Consider the following 14,862-nt stretch of genomic DNA (forward strand, 5'->3'; position numbering starts at 1 on the left):
CAGCCAGTGCAGCAGCGGCTGCCGGGGCCGGAGCCTGGGCTTTTGGCTCCGGTGCCTTGGCCACAGGTTTGGGCGCCGCAGCCTTGGCTGCCGGTGCCGCGACAGAAGCATTCGAACCGTTGGCCACAGCCGCGGTGCCGACTTCGCTGAACTTGCCTTTGCCGTGCAGTTCGTCGAGCAGCGCTTCGAACTCGTGATCGGAAATCAGATCGCTGCCGGCCGCCACCGCACTTGGGGCTGCGGTTGCAGGTACCGAAGCAATGGCCGATTCCAGTGCCTCGACAGCAAAGTTGCCCTTGCCGTGCAGTTGGTCGAGCAGTGCTTCGAATTCATCGTCGGTAATATCGGAACTGTCGCCTGCCGCCTTCGGGGCCTCTGGCGCAGCGGGCGCCGGGACCACCGCACCAACGGCGAACTGGCCTTTACCATGCAGTTGATCGAGCAATGACTCGAACTCGGCATCGGTGATTTCGTCGCTGGCGGCCGTCTCGCTGGCAAGCGCCTGCGCAACTGCCGGAGCCTCGGCCTGGGCCTTGACGGCATTCAGCGAGTCCAGCAACTGCTCAAATTCATTGTCAGTAATGTCGCCCGAATCGGCTTCAGCCACGGGCGCTTCGACCACGGCAGCAACAGGCGCTGAGGCCACCTCGTCAGCCGATTGCGGCTCGGCCAGACGGGCCAATGCCGCAAGCAATTCAGGTGTCGCAGCCGTGATCGGGCTGCGTTCGCGGACTTCGCTGAACATGCTGTTCACCGCGTCCAGCGCTTCGAGAACCACGTCCATCAGTTCCGAATCGACGCGCCGCTCACCCTTGCGCAGGATGTCGAACACGTTCTCGGCGATGTGGCAGCACTCCACCAGCTCATTGAGCTGGAGGAAGCCGGCGCCCCCTTTTACAGTGTGAAAACCGCGAAAAATTGCATTGAGCAAATCCGCATCATCCGGCCGGCTTTCCAGCTCGACCAGTTGCTCGGACAGTTGCTCAAGAATCTCGCCGGCCTCAACCAGGAAATCCTGAAGGATCTCTTCATCGGCGCCGAAGCTCATCAGGGGGGTGCTCCTAACAGGTCTAAAAACCTAAAATACCTAAAGTTCTAAAACCCTAGGCTGGATAGCAAATCGTCCACATCGTCCTGACCGGACACAACGTCTTCTCTTTTATCGGCATGAATCTGCGGACCTTCACCCTGAGAGAGATGTTTTTGTGGATCTTTTTCAGCAAGCATCGCTTCACGGTCATGTTCGATGCCCGCAAAGCGGTCCACCTGACTGGCCATCAGCACGAGCTTGAGCAGGTTGCTTTCAACTTCGGTGACTAACTGGGTCACGCGCTTGATCACTTGCCCTGTGAGGTCCTGGTAATCCTGGGCGAGCAGGATGTCGTTCAGGTTGCCCGACACCGCGCGATTGTCCGTGCCGCTGCGCACCAGGAAACCGTCGACCCGCCGGGCAAGTTCACGAAACTCTTCAGCGCCGACTTCACGACGCATGAAGCGCCCCCAGTCCGTGCTCAAGGCCTGGGCTTCATCCGCCAGGCTGTTGACCAGCGGCGTGGCATTCTCCACCAGATCCATGGTGCGGTTGGCCGCGGCCTCGGTCAGCTTGACCACATACCCCAGACGCTCGGTGGCGTCGGTGATCTGCGACACTTCTTCGGCTTGCGGCATGTGCGGGTCAATCTGGAAATTGACGATCGCGCTATGCAGCTCGCGAGTGAGCTTGCCCACCTCCTGATACAGGCCGCGGTCACGGGTCTGGTTGAGCTCATGGATCAATTGCACCGCGTCGCCGAACTTGCCTTTTTCAAGGCTCGCGACCAATTCGACGGCGTGTTTTTTCAGGGTCGACTCAAAGTCGCCCAATGAAGTTTCGTTATTGCCCATAGCTCCCCCGTGGCGCACTCATCAACCGATGCGTTCGAAAATCTTCTCGATTTTTTCTTTCAACGCCTGGGCCGTGAAGGGCTTGACCACATAGCCGTTAACGCCGGCCTGGGCCGCTTCGATGATCTGCTCACGCTTGGCTTCAGCGGTCACCATCAGCACCGGCAGGTGCTTGAGCTTTTCATCGGCACGCACGTGGCGCAGCAGATCGATACCGGTCATGCCAGGCATGTTCCAGTCCGTAACCAGAAAGTCGATGCTTCCGCTGTTGAGCACCGGAATGGCGGTAGTGCCATCGTCGGCCTCGACGGTGTTGGTGAACCCAAGGTCACGCAGCAGGTTCTTGATGATCCGCCGCATCGTTGAGAAGTCATCAACGATGAGGATTTTCATGTTCTTGTCCAATTCGACCTCCAAGCAGTCTTAAACGCGCCCAGCACCTGGACGCGCCATTTCAATCAATCCGGCAAAGCACTCAATGACTGTCTGGAGCACAACAGATCGAGACCGGCGCAGTTCAACACCACACCAGCTTCGTTCGCAGTGTCCCCCACACTGCCTTCAGCGCGCTCGCCACTCCCCCAAACGCCCCCGCAAACGGGCCGCGCACTGGCTGTGTAACTGGCTGACCCGAGATTCGCTGACCCCTAGGACCTCACCGATTTCCTTGAGGTTCAACTCTTCGTCGTAGTACAGCGCCAACACCAGTCGCTCACGCTCCGGCAAATTGGCAATCGCATCCGCCAGCGCAGCCTGGAAGCGTTCATCTTCCAGATCGCGTGACGGCTCGAGATGAGCACTCGCGCCATCCTCGTGCAGCCCTTCGTGTTCGCCGTCCTGCAACAGATCGTCGAAACTGAACAGCCGGCTGCCCAGGGTGTCGTTCAAAATTCCGTAGTAATCGTCGAGACTCAATTGGAGTTCGGCCGCAACTTCGTGATCTTTAGCATCACGGCCGGTTTTCGCTTCAATCGAGCGAATGGCGTCGCTGACCATGCGCGTATTGCGGTGAACCGAACGTGGCGCCCAGTCCCCCTTGCGCACTTCATCGAGCATGGCGCCGCGGATTCGAATGCCCGCGTACGTCTCGAAACTGGCGCCTTTGCTGGCGTCATATTTGGTCGACACTTCAAGCAGGCCGATCATCCCGGCCTGGATCAGGTCTTCAACCTGGACACTGGCCGGCAAGCGCGCCAGCAAGTGGTAGGCAATGCGTTTAACCAGCGGCGCGTAACGCTCGATCAGCTCGTACTGCGCATCACGTGCCGATGCTTTGTAGAGGTTGTAACCGCTGGCTGTCATAGCACAGGTCCTGCTGTCTGCTGCACGAGGCGCTCGACGAAAAACTCCAGGTGCCCGCGCGGGTTGGCAGGCAGCGGCCAGGTATCGACCTTCTGTGCGATGGCCTTGAACGCCAGCGAGCACTTGGAACGCGGGAAGGCCTCGTAGACGGCGCGCTGCTTCTGCACGGCCTTGCGTACGCTTTCGTCGTAGGGCACCGCGCCGACATATTGCAGGGCGACGTCGAGAAAGCGATCCGTGACCTTGGTCAACTTGGCGAACAGGTTGCGCCCTTCCTGCGGGCTCTGGGCCATGTTGGCCAGGACGCGGAAGCGGTTCATGCCGTAGTCGCGATTGAGCAACTTGATCAAGGCGTAGGCATCGGTTATCGAGGTCGGCTCGTCGCACACCACCAGCAGCACTTCCTGGGCTGCACGAACGAAGCTGACGACCGAGTCACCAATGCCCGCAGCGGTGTCGATCACCAATACGTCGAGGTTATCGCCGATATCACTGAAGGCCTGGATCAGGCCGGCGTGCTGCGCAGGGCTCAGATGCACCATGCTCTGAGTGCCGGATGCGGCCGGAACGATACGAATGCCGCCTGGTCCCTGCAGCAGTACATCGCGCAGTTCGCAGCGGCCCTCGATCACGTCGGCCAGGGTACGTTTGGGTGTCAGGCCCAGTAGAACGTCGACGTTCGCCAACCCCAGGTCGGCGTCCAGCAACATGACGCGCCGGCCAAGCTCAGCCAAAGCCAGGGACAAGTTCACTGACACGTTAGTTTTCCCGACGCCACCTTTGCCGCCGGTCACCGCGATCACCTGTACGGGATGCATGCTGCCCATGTTATTTCTTTACCTTGTCTTGCATAGACGGAGGCCACATTACTGGCTGCGCGTTCGCAAACGGAACAATGCATGGCAGACCATCGATGTAGGTACAAAAACTGTTCATTATTACCTCAGCCAACCTGCTTGGTCGGGCTGTGGTAGATGTCAGCGAACATGTCAGCCATGGCTTCTTCGCTGGGTTCTTCCTGCATTTGCACACTCACGGCGCGACTGACCAACTGGTGACGACGCGGCAGATGGAGATCATCCGGAATCCGCGGACCATCGGTCAGGTACGCCACCGGCAGCTCATGACTGATGGCAAGGCTCAACACCTCCCCCAGACTAGCCGTTTCATCCAGTTTAGTCAGGATGCAGCCAGCGAGCCCGCAACGCTTGTAACTGTGGTACGCGGCGGTTAGAACCTGTTTTTGGCTGGTGGTTGCCAGGACCAGATAATTTTTCGAGCGGATGCCACGACCGGCCAGGCTTTCGAGCTGCATGCGCAGGGCCGGATCGCTGGCCTGCAGGCCGGCGGTATCGATCAGCACCACGCGCTTGCGCAGCAAGGGTTCCAGAGCCTGCACCAGAGACTGGCCCGGATCGACGTGGGTTACCGACACATTGAGTATGCGCCCCAGGGTCTTGAGCTGCTCCTGGGCACCGATGCGGAAGCTGTCCATGCTCACCAGCGCAATGTTCTGCGCGCCGTACTTGAGCACGTAACGGGCAGCCAGCTTGGCCAGTGTGGTGGTCTTGCCCATGCCGGCCGGGCCGACCATGGCGATCACACCGCCCTCTTCCAGTGGCTCTACTTCCGGCGTAACGATCATGCGCGCCAGGTGCGCCAGCAACATGCGCCAGGCCTGACGAGGCTCTTCGATTTCGGTAATCAGCGCCAGCAGGTCGCGCGACAGCGGGCCAGACAGGCCAATGCGTTGCAGGCGACGCCAGAGGTTGGCCTGGTCCGGACGGCTGCCCTGCAGCTGATTCCAGGCCAGGGAGCCCAGCTGGACTTCCATGAGTTCACGCAGGCTGTTGAGTTCGAAACGCATCGAGTCGAACGCACGCGGGTCCACACCAGTGGAGGCGGGCGCCGCAGCCGGTGCAGGACGACGGGGTTCGGTGTACGTCGGCTCAATCAACGGCTCGGCGGCCGTCAGCGGCAGGCCGGCGAACAACTGGCGGTTGGTGCTCTTGTCGCTCTCGCCCTCGCCGCGCAGGCTCAATTCGGCCTGGGCGGTGACGATCCGCGACTGAGTCTTGCGCAGCTCGTCTTCGAGCTCCATGTTCGGAACCCGCGGCGCCAGCGCCGACAACTTGTAATCCAGCGCAGCCGTCAGCTCGACACCACCGGCGATCCGGCGGTTGCCAATGATGGCGGCATCAGCGCCCAGCTCATCGCGAACCAGCTTCATGGCCTGACGCATATCGGCGGCGAAAAAACGCTTAACTTGCATAAACCACTACCTCAGCCGTTGGGCCCTACTGTCGCAACGATGGTCACTTGCTTGTTGTCAGGGATTTCCTGGTAAGCCAACACGTGCAAACCCGGGACTGCGAGCCGGCCGAATCGCGAGAGCATCGCGCGAACCGGACCGGCCACCAGCAGAATCACCGGCTGACCTTGCATCTCCTGGCGCTGCGCTGCGTCGATCAGCGAGCGTTGCAGCTTCTCAGCCATGCTTGGCTCCAGCAGAACGCCCTCTTCCGAGCCTTGCCCTGCCTTTTGCAGACTATTGAGCAATATCTGTTCCAACCTTGGCTCCAGCGTGATAACTGGCAGCTCCGACTCAGTGCCGACAATGCTTTGCACGATTGCACGGGATACACCAACACGCACGGCGGCCACCAGAGCGGCGGTATCTTGACTCTTGGCGGCATTGTTGGCGATGGCCTCGGCAATGCTGCGGATATCGCGCACAGGCACTTGTTCGGCCAACAGCGCTTGCAGCACCTTGAGCAGCTGCGACAGCGAAACCACGCCCGGCACCAGTTCCTCGGCCAGTTTCGGCGAGCTTTTGGCCAGTAACTGCATGAGTTGCTGCACTTCTTCGTGACCGATCAGTTCACTGGAATGCTTGTAGAGTATCTGGTTCAAGTGGGTAGCCACGACCGTACTGGCATCGACCACCGTATAACCGAGGGATTGCGCCTGGGCGCGCTGGCTGATTTCGATCCAGACCGCCTCCAGTCCGAAAGCCGGATCTTTGGCGGTAATGCCATTGAGCGTGCCGTAGACCTGTCCCGGGTTGATCGCCAGCTCGCGATCCGGGTAAATCTCCGCTTCAGCCAGGATCACCCCCATGAGGGTCAGGCGATAGGCACTTGGCGCCAGGTCGAGGTTGTCGCGGATATGCACGGTCGGCATCAGGAAGCCCAGATCCTGGGACAGCTTCTTGCGCACCCCCTTGATCCGAGCCAGCAACTGGCCGCCCTGGTTGCGGTCCACCAGCGGAATCAGGCGATAACCCACTTCCAGGCCGATCATGTCGATGGGCGTTACGTCATCCCAGCCAAGCTCCTTGGTTTCCTGGGCGCGGGCCGGCGACGGCAGCAGCTCCTGCTGGCGCTTGACCTCTTGCAGGGCCTGCACCTTGGCGACGTTTTGCTTTCTCCAGAACAGGTACGCGCCACCCGCCGCCAGTGCAGCCATGGTCAGGAAGGAAAAATGCGGCATGCCGGGCACCAGACCCATCACCGCCATCAGACCGGCCGAAACGGCCAAGGCTTTGGGCGAGGCGAACATCTGGCGATTGATTTGCTTGCCCATGTCTTCCGAACCGGAAGCACGGGTCACCATGATCGCGGCCGCTGTCGATAACAACAGTGATGGCAATTGCGCCACCAAACCGTCACCGATGGTCAGCAGTGCGTAAACCTTGCCGGCATCGGCAAACGTCATATTGTGCTGGAAGATACCGACCGCCATGCCGCCGATCAGGTTGATGAACAGGATCAACAGGCCGGCAATGGCGTCACCACGGACGAATTTGCTGGCACCGTCCATGGAGCCGTAGAACTCGGCTTCCTGGGCGACTTCCGAGCGGCGGGCCTTGGCCTGGGCCTGATCGATCAGGCCGGCGTTGAGGTCGGCGTCGATCGCCATTTGCTTGCCGGGCATCGCATCGAGGGTGAAACGCGCGCTTACCTCGGAAATCCGCCCCGCACCCTTGGTCACCACGACGAAGTTGATGATCATCAAGATCGCGAAGACCACGATACCGACCACGTAGTTACCGCCGATCACCACCTCACCGAAGGCCTGGATCACTTTACCGGCAGCGGCGTGACCATCCTGGCCATGGAGCATCACCACCCGCGTGGAGGCCACGTTCAACGCCAGGCGCAACAGCGTCGCCACCAGCAAAATGGTCGGGAAAACCGCAAAATCCAACGGCCGCAAAGCGTAGACACAGACCAGCAGCACGACGATGGACAGCGCAATGTTGAAGGTGAAGAACACGTCCAACAGGAACGGCGGCACCGGCAACATCATCATCGCCAGCATGACCAGCAACAACAGCGGCACGCCCAGATTGCCTCGACTGAGGTCGGCAATGTTGCTGCGGGCACTGTTGATTAACTGAGAGCGATCCACCGGTTTTCCCCGTTCCTTTAAAGCAAACTTTTGACGCCTGAAGCGGGCGCAGGGCGGCTACTGCAAGAAGCTTTCCAACTTTTGCAAAGGCAAGGAACAGAGGGGTTCCTGTAGGAGCGAGCCTGCTCGCGATGGCGGCGTGTCAGTCGCCACACATCATGGCCGTACAGGCGCTATCGCGAGCAGGCTCGCTCCTACAGGGATCGATATTGAAGTCAGGAGTCGCGGCGCAAATCCGGCGGAATCGGCAGATCATCCTTGAGCGGATCCGGTCGCTTGCCCTTGCCCGCCCGGTACTGTCGAATCTGATAAACGTAAGCCAGCACCTGCGCGACTGCCAGATAGAGCCCGCCGGGAATTTCCTGCTCAAGTTCGGTGGAGTAGTAAATCGACCGCGCCAGCGCCGGCGACTCCAGCAGCAGGATCTCGTTGGCCGCCGCGATCTCACGGATTTTCAGGGCCAGGAAGTCACTGCCCTTGGCCAGCAACACCGGCGCATTACCCTTCTCCGGATCGTACTTGAGGGCCACGGCGTAGTGGGTCGGGTTGGTGATGACCACGTCAGCCTCGGGAATCGCCGCCATCATCCGCCGCTGGGACATTTCGCGCTGCAACTGACGAATCCGCTGCTTGACCTCCGGCCGCCCTTCCTGATCCTTATGCTCGTCACGCACTTCCTGCTTGGTCATCTTCAGTTTCTTGATGCTTTCCCACAGCTGTATCGGCACGTCCACGGCGGCGATAATGATCAGCCCGCAGGCCATCCACAGGCTGCTCCAGCCAACCACTTGCAGGCTATGAGTGATCGCCCGGTCCAGAGGTTCATGGGCGATGCGTAACAGGTCGTCGATATCCGCCGACAACACCACAAGGGCCACGAACAGCACGATGAAGAACTTCGCCAGCGCCTTGAGCAGTTCGGCCACAGCCTTACCCGAGAACATACGCTTGAGGCCGGCGCCAGGGTTCATGCGGCTGAACTTCGGCGCCATGGTGCCGGCGGAGAACAGCCAGCCCCCGAGAGAGATCGGCCCGATCAACGCCGCCAGGAGCAAGGTGATCATCACCGGCTGAATCGCCAGCAAGGCAATCTGCCCCGAGTGCAGCAGATAGGTTCCCATCGCACGTTGATCCAGCACCACGTCGCGCGACAGGGAAAAGTTCAGGCGCATCAAGTCCATCATTTCCTGGGCAAGCGCCCCTCCAAAGACCAGCAGCGCACCGGCACCGGCGAGCATGATCGCCAGGGTGTTGAGTTCCTTGGAGCGCGCAATCTCACCCTTTTCACGGGCATCCTTTTTCTTTTTCTCCGTGGGGTCTTCTGTTTTGTCCTGACCGCTTTCGCTCTCAGCCATGACTCAGCGCGCCTTTGCCAGTTCGCGTAAAAACTGCAGGGCTTCGGTGGCCAGCGGTTGATACTGATTAATGATGTCCGCCAGCCCGACCCAGACGATAAACAGCCCGAGCACCAGGGTCAGCGGGAAGCCGATAGAGAAGATGTTCAGCTGCGGCGCGGCGCGGGTCATCACGCCAAACGCGATGTTGACCACCAGCAGCGCGGTGATCGCCGGCAGCACCAGCAACAGCGCCGCGCCGAGCACCCAGCCGAGTTTGCCGGCCAGCTCCCAGAAATGATTGACCATCAGGCCGCTACCGACGGGCAACGTGGTGAAGCTTTCGGTGAGCACCTCAAACACCACCAGATGGCCGTTCATGGCCAGGAACATCAGTGTCACCAGCATCGTGAAGAACTGCCCGATCACCGCTACCGATACACCGTTGGTTGGGTCGACCATCGAGGCGAAACCCATGCCCATCTGGATCGCGACAATCTGCCCCGCCACCACGAAAGCCTGGAAAAACAGCTGCAGGGAGAAACCCAGTATCGCGCCCACAAGTATCTGCTCGGCAATCAGCAGCAGCCCGCTCAAATCCAGCGCGCTCACTGGCGGCATGGGTGGCAGGTTCGGTGCGATGACCACGGTGATGGCAAGGGCGAAATACAGTCGGATGCGCTTGGGGACCAGGGCGGTGCCAAACACCGGCATGACCATCAGCAAGGCGCCGACGCGGAACAGCGGCAACATGAACGTCGCGACCCAGGTACTTATCTGGGTATCCGTCAACTGCAGCAGCGAGGACATGGCTTAGCCGATGACCTGCGGAATGCTGCCGTACAACTGCTGGATGTATTCCATGAAAGTCTGCACCAGCCACGGCCCGGCAACGATCAGCGTCACCAACATCACCAACAGACGCGGCAGGAAACTGAGGGTCTGTTCGTTAATCTGGGTGGCCGCCTGGAACATGGCCACCAACAGCCCCACCAGCAAACTTGGAATCACCAGCACGGCAACCATCAAAGTGGTCAGCCACAGCGCTTCACGAAAGATGTCGACCGCAACTTCTGGCGTCATGGCGAGACACCGCCGAAGCTGCTGGCCAGAGTGCCGATGATCAGCGCCCAGCCATCCACCAGCACGAACAACATGATCTTGAACGGCAGGGAAATGATCAGCGGCGACAGCATCATCATACCCATGGCCATCAACACACTGGCCACGACCAGGTCGATGATCAGGAACGGAATGAAGATCATGAAGCCGATCTGGAACGCCGTTTTCAGCTCGGAGGTCACGAAGGCCGGCACCAGGATGGTCAGCGGTGCCTGATCCGGCGTCGCGATGTCAGTACGCTTGGACAGGCGCATGAACAGCTCCAGATCGCTGGTGCGGGTCTGGGCGAGCATGAAGTCCTTGATCGGCACCTGCGCCTTGGCAACCGCATCCTGGGCCGTCAGTTTTTCCGCCAGATACGGCTGCAGGGCGTCCTGGTTCACACGGTCGAACACCGGCGCCATGATGAACAGGGTCAGGAACAACGCCATGCCGGTGAGGATCTGGTTCGACGGTGTCTGCTGCAGGCCCAGGGCCTGGCGCAGGATCGAGAAGACAATGATGATCCGGGTGAAGCTGGTCATCAGCATGACAAACGCCGGGATAAAACTCAGCGCGGTCATGATCAGCAGGATTTGCAGGCTGACCGAGTATTCCTGCGCACCCTGTGCATTGGTGCCCAGGGTGATGGCCGGGATCGACAGCGGATCGGCGGCGAATGCCAGCGGTGCGGCCAGCATCAGGGTCAGCGTCAAGACGATGCGTAGCGCACCCATTACTTCTTATCCTTCTGATCTTTACCCAGCATCTCCAGCAGGCGCTGGGCAAATTCCGGCGTCGGCTTTTCGGCACTCGGCACCTGCACCGGCTCCTTGAGGACGTGCAGCGCAGTGATGCTGCCAGGGCTCAGGCCTAGCAAAATCTGCTCATTGCCGACCTGCACCAGCATCAGGCGGTCGCGAGGCCCCAGCGCTCGGGAGCCGACAATCTCGATCACCTGCCCTTTGCCAGCCGGACCGGCCTGCTGGACCCGACGCAGCAGCCAGGCGAGGAGGAAGATCAGCCCCAGCACCAGCAGCAATCCGAACACCAGTTGCGTCAGTTGACCAGCCACACCGCTGCTCACCGCAGGCACAGCAGCCGTGGTCGCCGTGGCGACCGGCTCGGCCCCCAGCACCCTGAACGGCATGGCCAGCGCGGCCCCCAGCAAAGCCCCTAGAACCTTTTTCACTCAGCGCAGCTTCTTGATGCGTTCGCTTGGGCTGATCACGTCCGTCAGGCGGATGCCGAACTTCTCGTTGACCACCACCACTTCGCCGTGGGCGATGAGCGTGCCATTGACCAGCACGTCCAGCGGCTCGCCGGCCAGGCGATCCAGCTCGATCACCGAACCCTGGTTCAGTTGCAACAGGTTGCGAATGTTGATGTCGGTGCTGCCCACTTCCATGGAAATCGACACCGGGATATCGAGGATCACGTCCAGGTTCGGGCCTTCGAGGCTGACCGGATCGTTGTTTCTCGGCACACTGCCGAACTCTTCCATGGGCAGGCGGTTGGACGCGGAACTGCCGGAATCGGCGGCCAGCAAGGCGTCGATGTCGGCCTGCCCGGCATCACCGGTTTCTTCCAGGGCCGCTGCCCACTCATCGGCCAGAGCCTGGTCGTCTTGCGTGTTCATATTGTCAGTGTCCTCGGCGAGCAAAAATTCAGAATTCGGTTAATCGCGAATGGGTACGAGCGTCGGTCAACGGCGCTCGATCGGCTCGATCACTTGCAACGCCAGGTTGCCCTTGTGCGAGCCCATCTTGACCTTGAAGGCCGGCACGCCGTTGGCGCGCATGATCATGTCTTCCGGCATATCGACCGGGATCACATCCCCCGGCTGCATGTGCAGGATGTCGCGCAGACGCAACTGACGACGGGCCACCGTTGCACCGATCGGCACGTCGACGTCCAGCACGTCCTGGCGCAGGGCGTTGACCCAGCGCTCGTCCTGGTCGTCGAGGTCCGACTGGAAGCCGGCGTCGAGCATTTCGCGCACTGGCTCGATCATCGAGTACGGCATGGTCACGTGCATGTCGCCGCCACCGCCATCGAGTTCGATGTGGAAGGTCGATACCACAATGGCTTCGCTCGGCCCGACGATGTTGGCCATGGCCGGGTTCACTTCCGAGTTGATGTACTCGAAATTGACTTCCATGATCGCCTGCCAGGCTTCCTTCAAATCGACGAACGCCTGCTCCAGCACCATGCGCACCACACGCAGTTCGGTTGGCGTGAACTCACGCCCTTCGATCTTGGCGTGCCGGCCGTCACCACCGAAGAAATTGTCCACCAGCTTGAACACCAGCTTGGCGTCGAGGATGAACAGCGCAGTGCCGCGCAAGGGTTTGATCTTGACCAGATTGAGACTGGTCGGCACGTACAGCGAGTGCACGTATTCGCCGAACTTCATCACCTGCACACCGCCGACCGCCACGTCTGCCGAACGACGCAGCATGTTGAACATGCTGATGCGGGTATAGCGGGCGAAACGCTCGTTGATCATTTCCAGGGTCGGCATGCGTCCACGGACGATGCGATCCTGGCTGGTCAGGTCATAGCTTTTGACGGTGCCGGGTTCGGCAGCGTTTTCGGTCTCTACCAGACCGTCGTCGACGCCATGCAGCAGCGCGTCGATCTCATCCTGGGACAGCAGGTCCTGCACGGCCATGTCGTGTTCCTACTGCAGTACGAAATTAGTGAAAAGCAACTGTTCGATCACCACTTTGCCGAGCTCTTTCTGCGCCACTTCCTGCACGCTGGCGGTGGCTTTCTGCCGCAGCATTTCCTGACCGACCGGCGACGCGAGGGTCGCAAAGTCCTGCCCGGAGAACAGCATGACCAGGTTATTGCGGATCACCGGCATATGGACCTTGAGTGCATCCAGATCCGCCTGGTTACGCCCGAGCATGGTGATGCTCACTTGCATATAGCGCTGGCGACCGTTCTGGTTGAAATTGGCCACGAAAGCCGGTGCCATCGACTCGAAAATCGCTGGCTGCTTGCCGACAGGACCGGTTTGCGCCACGTCGGCGGCAGGCTTGCTCTGAGCGCTATGCATGAAGTACCAGGTCGCCCCCACAGACACACCGATCGCCAGCAGCAGGGCCACCACGATCACGATAATCAGCTTGAGTTTGCCTTTGGTTGCGGGGTCTTTTACTGCTGCGTCGCTCTTCGCCATGCCAATAATCCGTCACTATTCGGGTTTTCACAGTCGCACGGCAAGGCAAGAGCAAGTGTTATGCCAGAAATGTCGGGGGAGGAATGGGTGGGGATGGCCGCGATTTGAAGAATCGCTGCAACCCCCTGTGGGAGCGGGCTTGCCCGCGAAGAGGCCGGAACATTCAACATTGATGCTGACTGTGCCGACGCCTTCGCGGGCAAGCCCGCTCCCACAGGGTTTCTGCTGTGTTCGTCAGGCGTAGTAATCGACCGCGCTGGAGCCGATCACGCTGGTGGTATTGGCAGCCACCTCAGCGATGCCCGGGGCCATGTCGTCATCCATTGAATCGAGGCGACCGCGGCTGGTGCTGGTCCGCCCGCTTTGACTTTGCCGTGCTTGTTCCTGGCCCTGTTGCGAACCACGGGACTGGTCCGAAACGTTGACATCGACCTGCCCCATGCCCTGCTGCGCAAACATGTCGCGCAAGCGATGGACCTGCCCATCCAGCGCCTCACGGACACCCGGGTGCGCACTCATGAACGTGACCTGGGTCTGTTGATCGGGAACCATGTTCACCCGAATGTCCAGGCGTCCCAGCTCGACGGGCTGCAACTGGATGTCCGCGGCCTTGAGATTCGCACTGGACAGGTACATGACCCGGTTCACCACCTCTTCGGTCCAGCCGCTCTGGTGCATGGCGATCGGCTGGTTCACCGGCAAGGCATTGGCGGTCTTCGGTGTGGCCGCCTGGGTCAGCGCTGCCAGGCGGTTGGCGAAATCATCGACACGGGTGTCGCTGCTGGCGGACTTGAGATCCTTCAGACCGTCCTCGATCAAGCCGCTGAAAGCCTTGTCGTCGCCCTGGCTGGTGCTGTTCTTGTCGGCCTGAACATCCAGCATGGTCGCCATGCCAGCGGTAAAGTTTTGCGCCGATGTCAGCTCACCGTCAGCCTGGGCTTGCGCCTGTGTCGCAGCAGCCTTGGGCTGCGCCTGACTGGTAGCCGATACGTGACCGCTCTGCTCCATCGCCAGGCGTAACGCCGGCAGGGCGTCGAGTGGATCGGCCTCGGGATCGAAGTCCCCGTCAGCGCTGGTCGGCGCCGGAACGTTTGCAGCCGTGATCGCCGCAGCAACCGGCGCTTCAACCGTTGGCGGCACCGCATCGGCTGTGGCAGGCGCTACTCGCGCCGGCACCACTGGCTGTATGGCTTGCTGCGATGCAGGATCAAGCGCCGGATCGACCGGCGCGGCATCGACGACCTGAGCCGGGCCGGCCTCTGACGCATCATCGCCTGCGGTCTTGTCGTCAGCCTGCAGCGATTTGTCGGCAGGCAAGGATTTGCCGCCATCGGCAACCACCGGCTCCCCGGCGGCAGACTTGTCGTCGCCAGCGTCGTTCTTTGCGCCGACACCGCAGGTTTTGTCACGATCAGGCTTGAACGAAGCATCCGCCAACGCATTGGGCTTGTTCTGGGCCTGATTGGCGTAGACATGAGCGAAGCTTGCGGCCTTGTCCCCGGGCTCAGCGGCCAGTGCCGGAGGATTGGCGGACGCCGCTTGAGTCTTGGCCTGCCTGGAGGCCTGAAGCAGAATATTGGGGGTAACGGGCATGAAACGGTCTCCGCTGCACGGGGCTCGTAAGTACAGTTGGATGAATTA

General features: G+C 60.6%; 16 protein-coding genes. All 16 read right to left on the reverse strand.

What is annotated here, in order from left to right; genetic code table 11:
- The coding region (locus tag PMI29_RS06990) for an Hpt domain-containing protein (protein WP_008001743.1) at nt 1-1,048 on the reverse strand (1,048 nt) is incomplete at its 3' end.
- A 47-nt stretch (nt 1,049-1,095) separates the two neighbouring features.
- Nucleotides 1,096-1,884, reverse strand: a complete 789-nt coding sequence (locus tag PMI29_RS06985) for a protein phosphatase CheZ (RefSeq protein WP_008001744.1) — start codon at nt 1,882-1,884, stop codon at nt 1,096-1,098.
- 21 nt (nt 1,885-1,905) lie between these two features.
- Nucleotides 1,906-2,277, reverse strand: a complete 372-nt coding sequence (locus PMI29_RS06980; RefSeq protein WP_003183998.1) for a chemotaxis response regulator CheY — start codon at nt 2,275-2,277, stop codon at nt 1,906-1,908.
- A 168-nt stretch (nt 2,278-2,445) separates the two neighbouring features.
- The gene (fliA, locus tag PMI29_RS06975) at nt 2,446-3,186 is read right to left on the reverse strand and encodes an RNA polymerase sigma factor FliA (RefSeq protein WP_008001745.1); all 741 of its coding nucleotides are present in this window, start codon (nt 3,184-3,186) and stop codon (nt 2,446-2,448) included.
- Complete coding sequence (fleN, locus tag PMI29_RS06970; protein ID WP_008001746.1) at nt 3,183-4,013, reverse strand: flagellar synthesis regulator FleN; 831 nt, start codon at nt 4,011-4,013, stop codon at nt 3,183-3,185. The genes fliA and fleN overlap by 4 nt, the downstream gene beginning before the upstream one ends.
- Before the next feature lie 116 nt (nt 4,014-4,129).
- The gene (gene flhF / locus PMI29_RS06965; protein ID WP_008001747.1) at nt 4,130-5,458 is read right to left on the reverse strand and encodes a flagellar biosynthesis protein FlhF; all 1,329 of its coding nucleotides are present in this window, start codon (nt 5,456-5,458) and stop codon (nt 4,130-4,132) included.
- A gap of 11 nt (nt 5,459-5,469) precedes the next feature.
- Nucleotides 5,470-7,599 (reverse strand): flagellar biosynthesis protein FlhA, encoded by a 2,130-nt coding sequence (gene flhA / locus PMI29_RS06960; protein ID WP_007975358.1) that lies wholly within the window; start codon nt 7,597-7,599, stop codon nt 5,470-5,472.
- Between the two features lie 215 nt (nt 7,600-7,814).
- Nucleotides 7,815-8,954, reverse strand: a complete 1,140-nt coding sequence (gene flhB / locus PMI29_RS06955; RefSeq protein WP_008001748.1) for a flagellar biosynthesis protein FlhB — start codon at nt 8,952-8,954, stop codon at nt 7,815-7,817.
- A 3-nt stretch (nt 8,955-8,957) separates the two neighbouring features.
- A complete protein-coding gene (gene fliR, locus PMI29_RS06950) occupies nt 8,958-9,743 on the reverse strand; it encodes a flagellar biosynthetic protein FliR (protein ID WP_008001749.1) in 786 nt (261 codons plus the stop codon).
- Nucleotides 9,744-9,746: 3 nt separating this feature from the next.
- Nucleotides 9,747-10,016, reverse strand: a complete 270-nt coding sequence (fliQ, locus tag PMI29_RS06945) for a flagellar biosynthesis protein FliQ (RefSeq protein ID WP_007975354.1) — start codon at nt 10,014-10,016, stop codon at nt 9,747-9,749.
- Nucleotides 10,013-10,771 carry a flagellar type III secretion system pore protein FliP gene (fliP, locus tag PMI29_RS06940; protein ID WP_008001750.1) on the reverse strand — a complete coding sequence of 253 codons (759 nt, stop codon included), beginning with the start codon at nt 10,769-10,771 and terminating at the stop codon, nt 10,013-10,015. The genes fliQ and fliP overlap by 4 nt, the downstream gene beginning before the upstream one ends.
- Nucleotides 10,771-11,226, reverse strand: a complete 456-nt coding sequence (gene fliO / locus PMI29_RS06935; RefSeq protein WP_008001751.1) for a flagellar biosynthetic protein FliO — start codon at nt 11,224-11,226, stop codon at nt 10,771-10,773. The genes fliP and fliO overlap by 1 nt, the downstream gene beginning before the upstream one ends.
- Nucleotides 11,227-11,673, reverse strand: a complete 447-nt coding sequence (gene fliN / locus PMI29_RS06930) for a flagellar motor switch protein FliN (RefSeq protein WP_007983370.1) — start codon at nt 11,671-11,673, stop codon at nt 11,227-11,229.
- A 66-nt stretch (nt 11,674-11,739) separates the two neighbouring features.
- On the reverse strand, nt 11,740-12,708 hold the full coding sequence (fliM, locus tag PMI29_RS06925; protein WP_008001753.1) for a flagellar motor switch protein FliM: 969 nt from the start codon (nt 12,706-12,708) through the stop codon (nt 11,740-11,742).
- A 9-nt stretch (nt 12,709-12,717) separates the two neighbouring features.
- Nucleotides 12,718-13,221, reverse strand: a complete 504-nt coding sequence (fliL, locus tag PMI29_RS06920; RefSeq protein WP_008001755.1) for a flagellar basal body-associated protein FliL — start codon at nt 13,219-13,221, stop codon at nt 12,718-12,720.
- A gap of 234 nt (nt 13,222-13,455) precedes the next feature.
- Nucleotides 13,456-14,814, reverse strand: a complete 1,359-nt coding sequence (locus tag PMI29_RS06915; RefSeq protein WP_008001757.1) for a flagellar hook-length control protein FliK — start codon at nt 14,812-14,814, stop codon at nt 13,456-13,458.
- Between the last annotated feature and the right edge of the window lie 48 nt (nt 14,815-14,862).

The sequence above is a fragment of the Pseudomonas sp. GM49 genome, from assembly GCF_000282355.1.
GTDB lineage: Bacteria > Pseudomonadota > Gammaproteobacteria > Pseudomonadales > Pseudomonadaceae > Aquipseudomonas.

Bases quoted from the DNA above. Each gene is read 5' to 3' on its own strand.
- fliQ (WP_007975354.1), bottom strand. From the start codon at position 10,016: ATGACGCCAGAAGTTGCGGTCGACATCTTTCGTGAAGCGCTGTGGCTG.
- flhF (WP_008001747.1), bottom strand. From the start codon at position 5,458: ATGCAAGTTAAGCGTTTTTTCGCCGCCGATATGCGTCAGGCCATGAAG.
- fliM (WP_008001753.1), bottom strand. From the start codon at position 12,708: ATGGCCGTGCAGGACCTGCTGTCCCAGGATGAGATCGACGCGCTGCTG.
- PMI29_RS06985 (WP_008001744.1), bottom strand. From the start codon at position 1,884: ATGGGCAATAACGAAACTTCATTGGGCGACTTTGAGTCGACCCTGAAA.
- fleN (WP_008001746.1), bottom strand. From the start codon at position 4,013: ATGGGCAGCATGCATCCCGTACAGGTGATCGCGGTGACCGGCGGCAAA.
- PMI29_RS06915 (WP_008001757.1), bottom strand. From the start codon at position 14,814: ATGCCCGTTACCCCCAATATTCTGCTTCAGGCCTCCAGGCAGGCCAAG.
- flhB (WP_008001748.1), bottom strand. From the start codon at position 8,954: ATGGCTGAGAGCGAAAGCGGTCAGGACAAAACAGAAGACCCCACGGAG.
- fliP (WP_008001750.1), bottom strand. From the start codon at position 10,771: ATGGGTGCGCTACGCATCGTCTTGACGCTGACCCTGATGCTGGCCGCA.
- PMI29_RS06980 (WP_003183998.1), bottom strand. From the start codon at position 2,277: ATGAAAATCCTCATCGTTGATGACTTCTCAACGATGCGGCGGATCATC.
- fliN (WP_007983370.1), bottom strand. From the start codon at position 11,673: ATGAACACGCAAGACGACCAGGCTCTGGCCGATGAGTGGGCAGCGGCC.
- fliA (WP_008001745.1), bottom strand. From the start codon at position 3,186: ATGACAGCCAGCGGTTACAACCTCTACAAAGCATCGGCACGTGATGCG.
- fliL (WP_008001755.1), bottom strand. From the start codon at position 13,221: ATGGCGAAGAGCGACGCAGCAGTAAAAGACCCCGCAACCAAAGGCAAA.
- fliR (WP_008001749.1), bottom strand. From the start codon at position 9,743: ATGTCCTCGCTGCTGCAGTTGACGGATACCCAGATAAGTACCTGGGTC.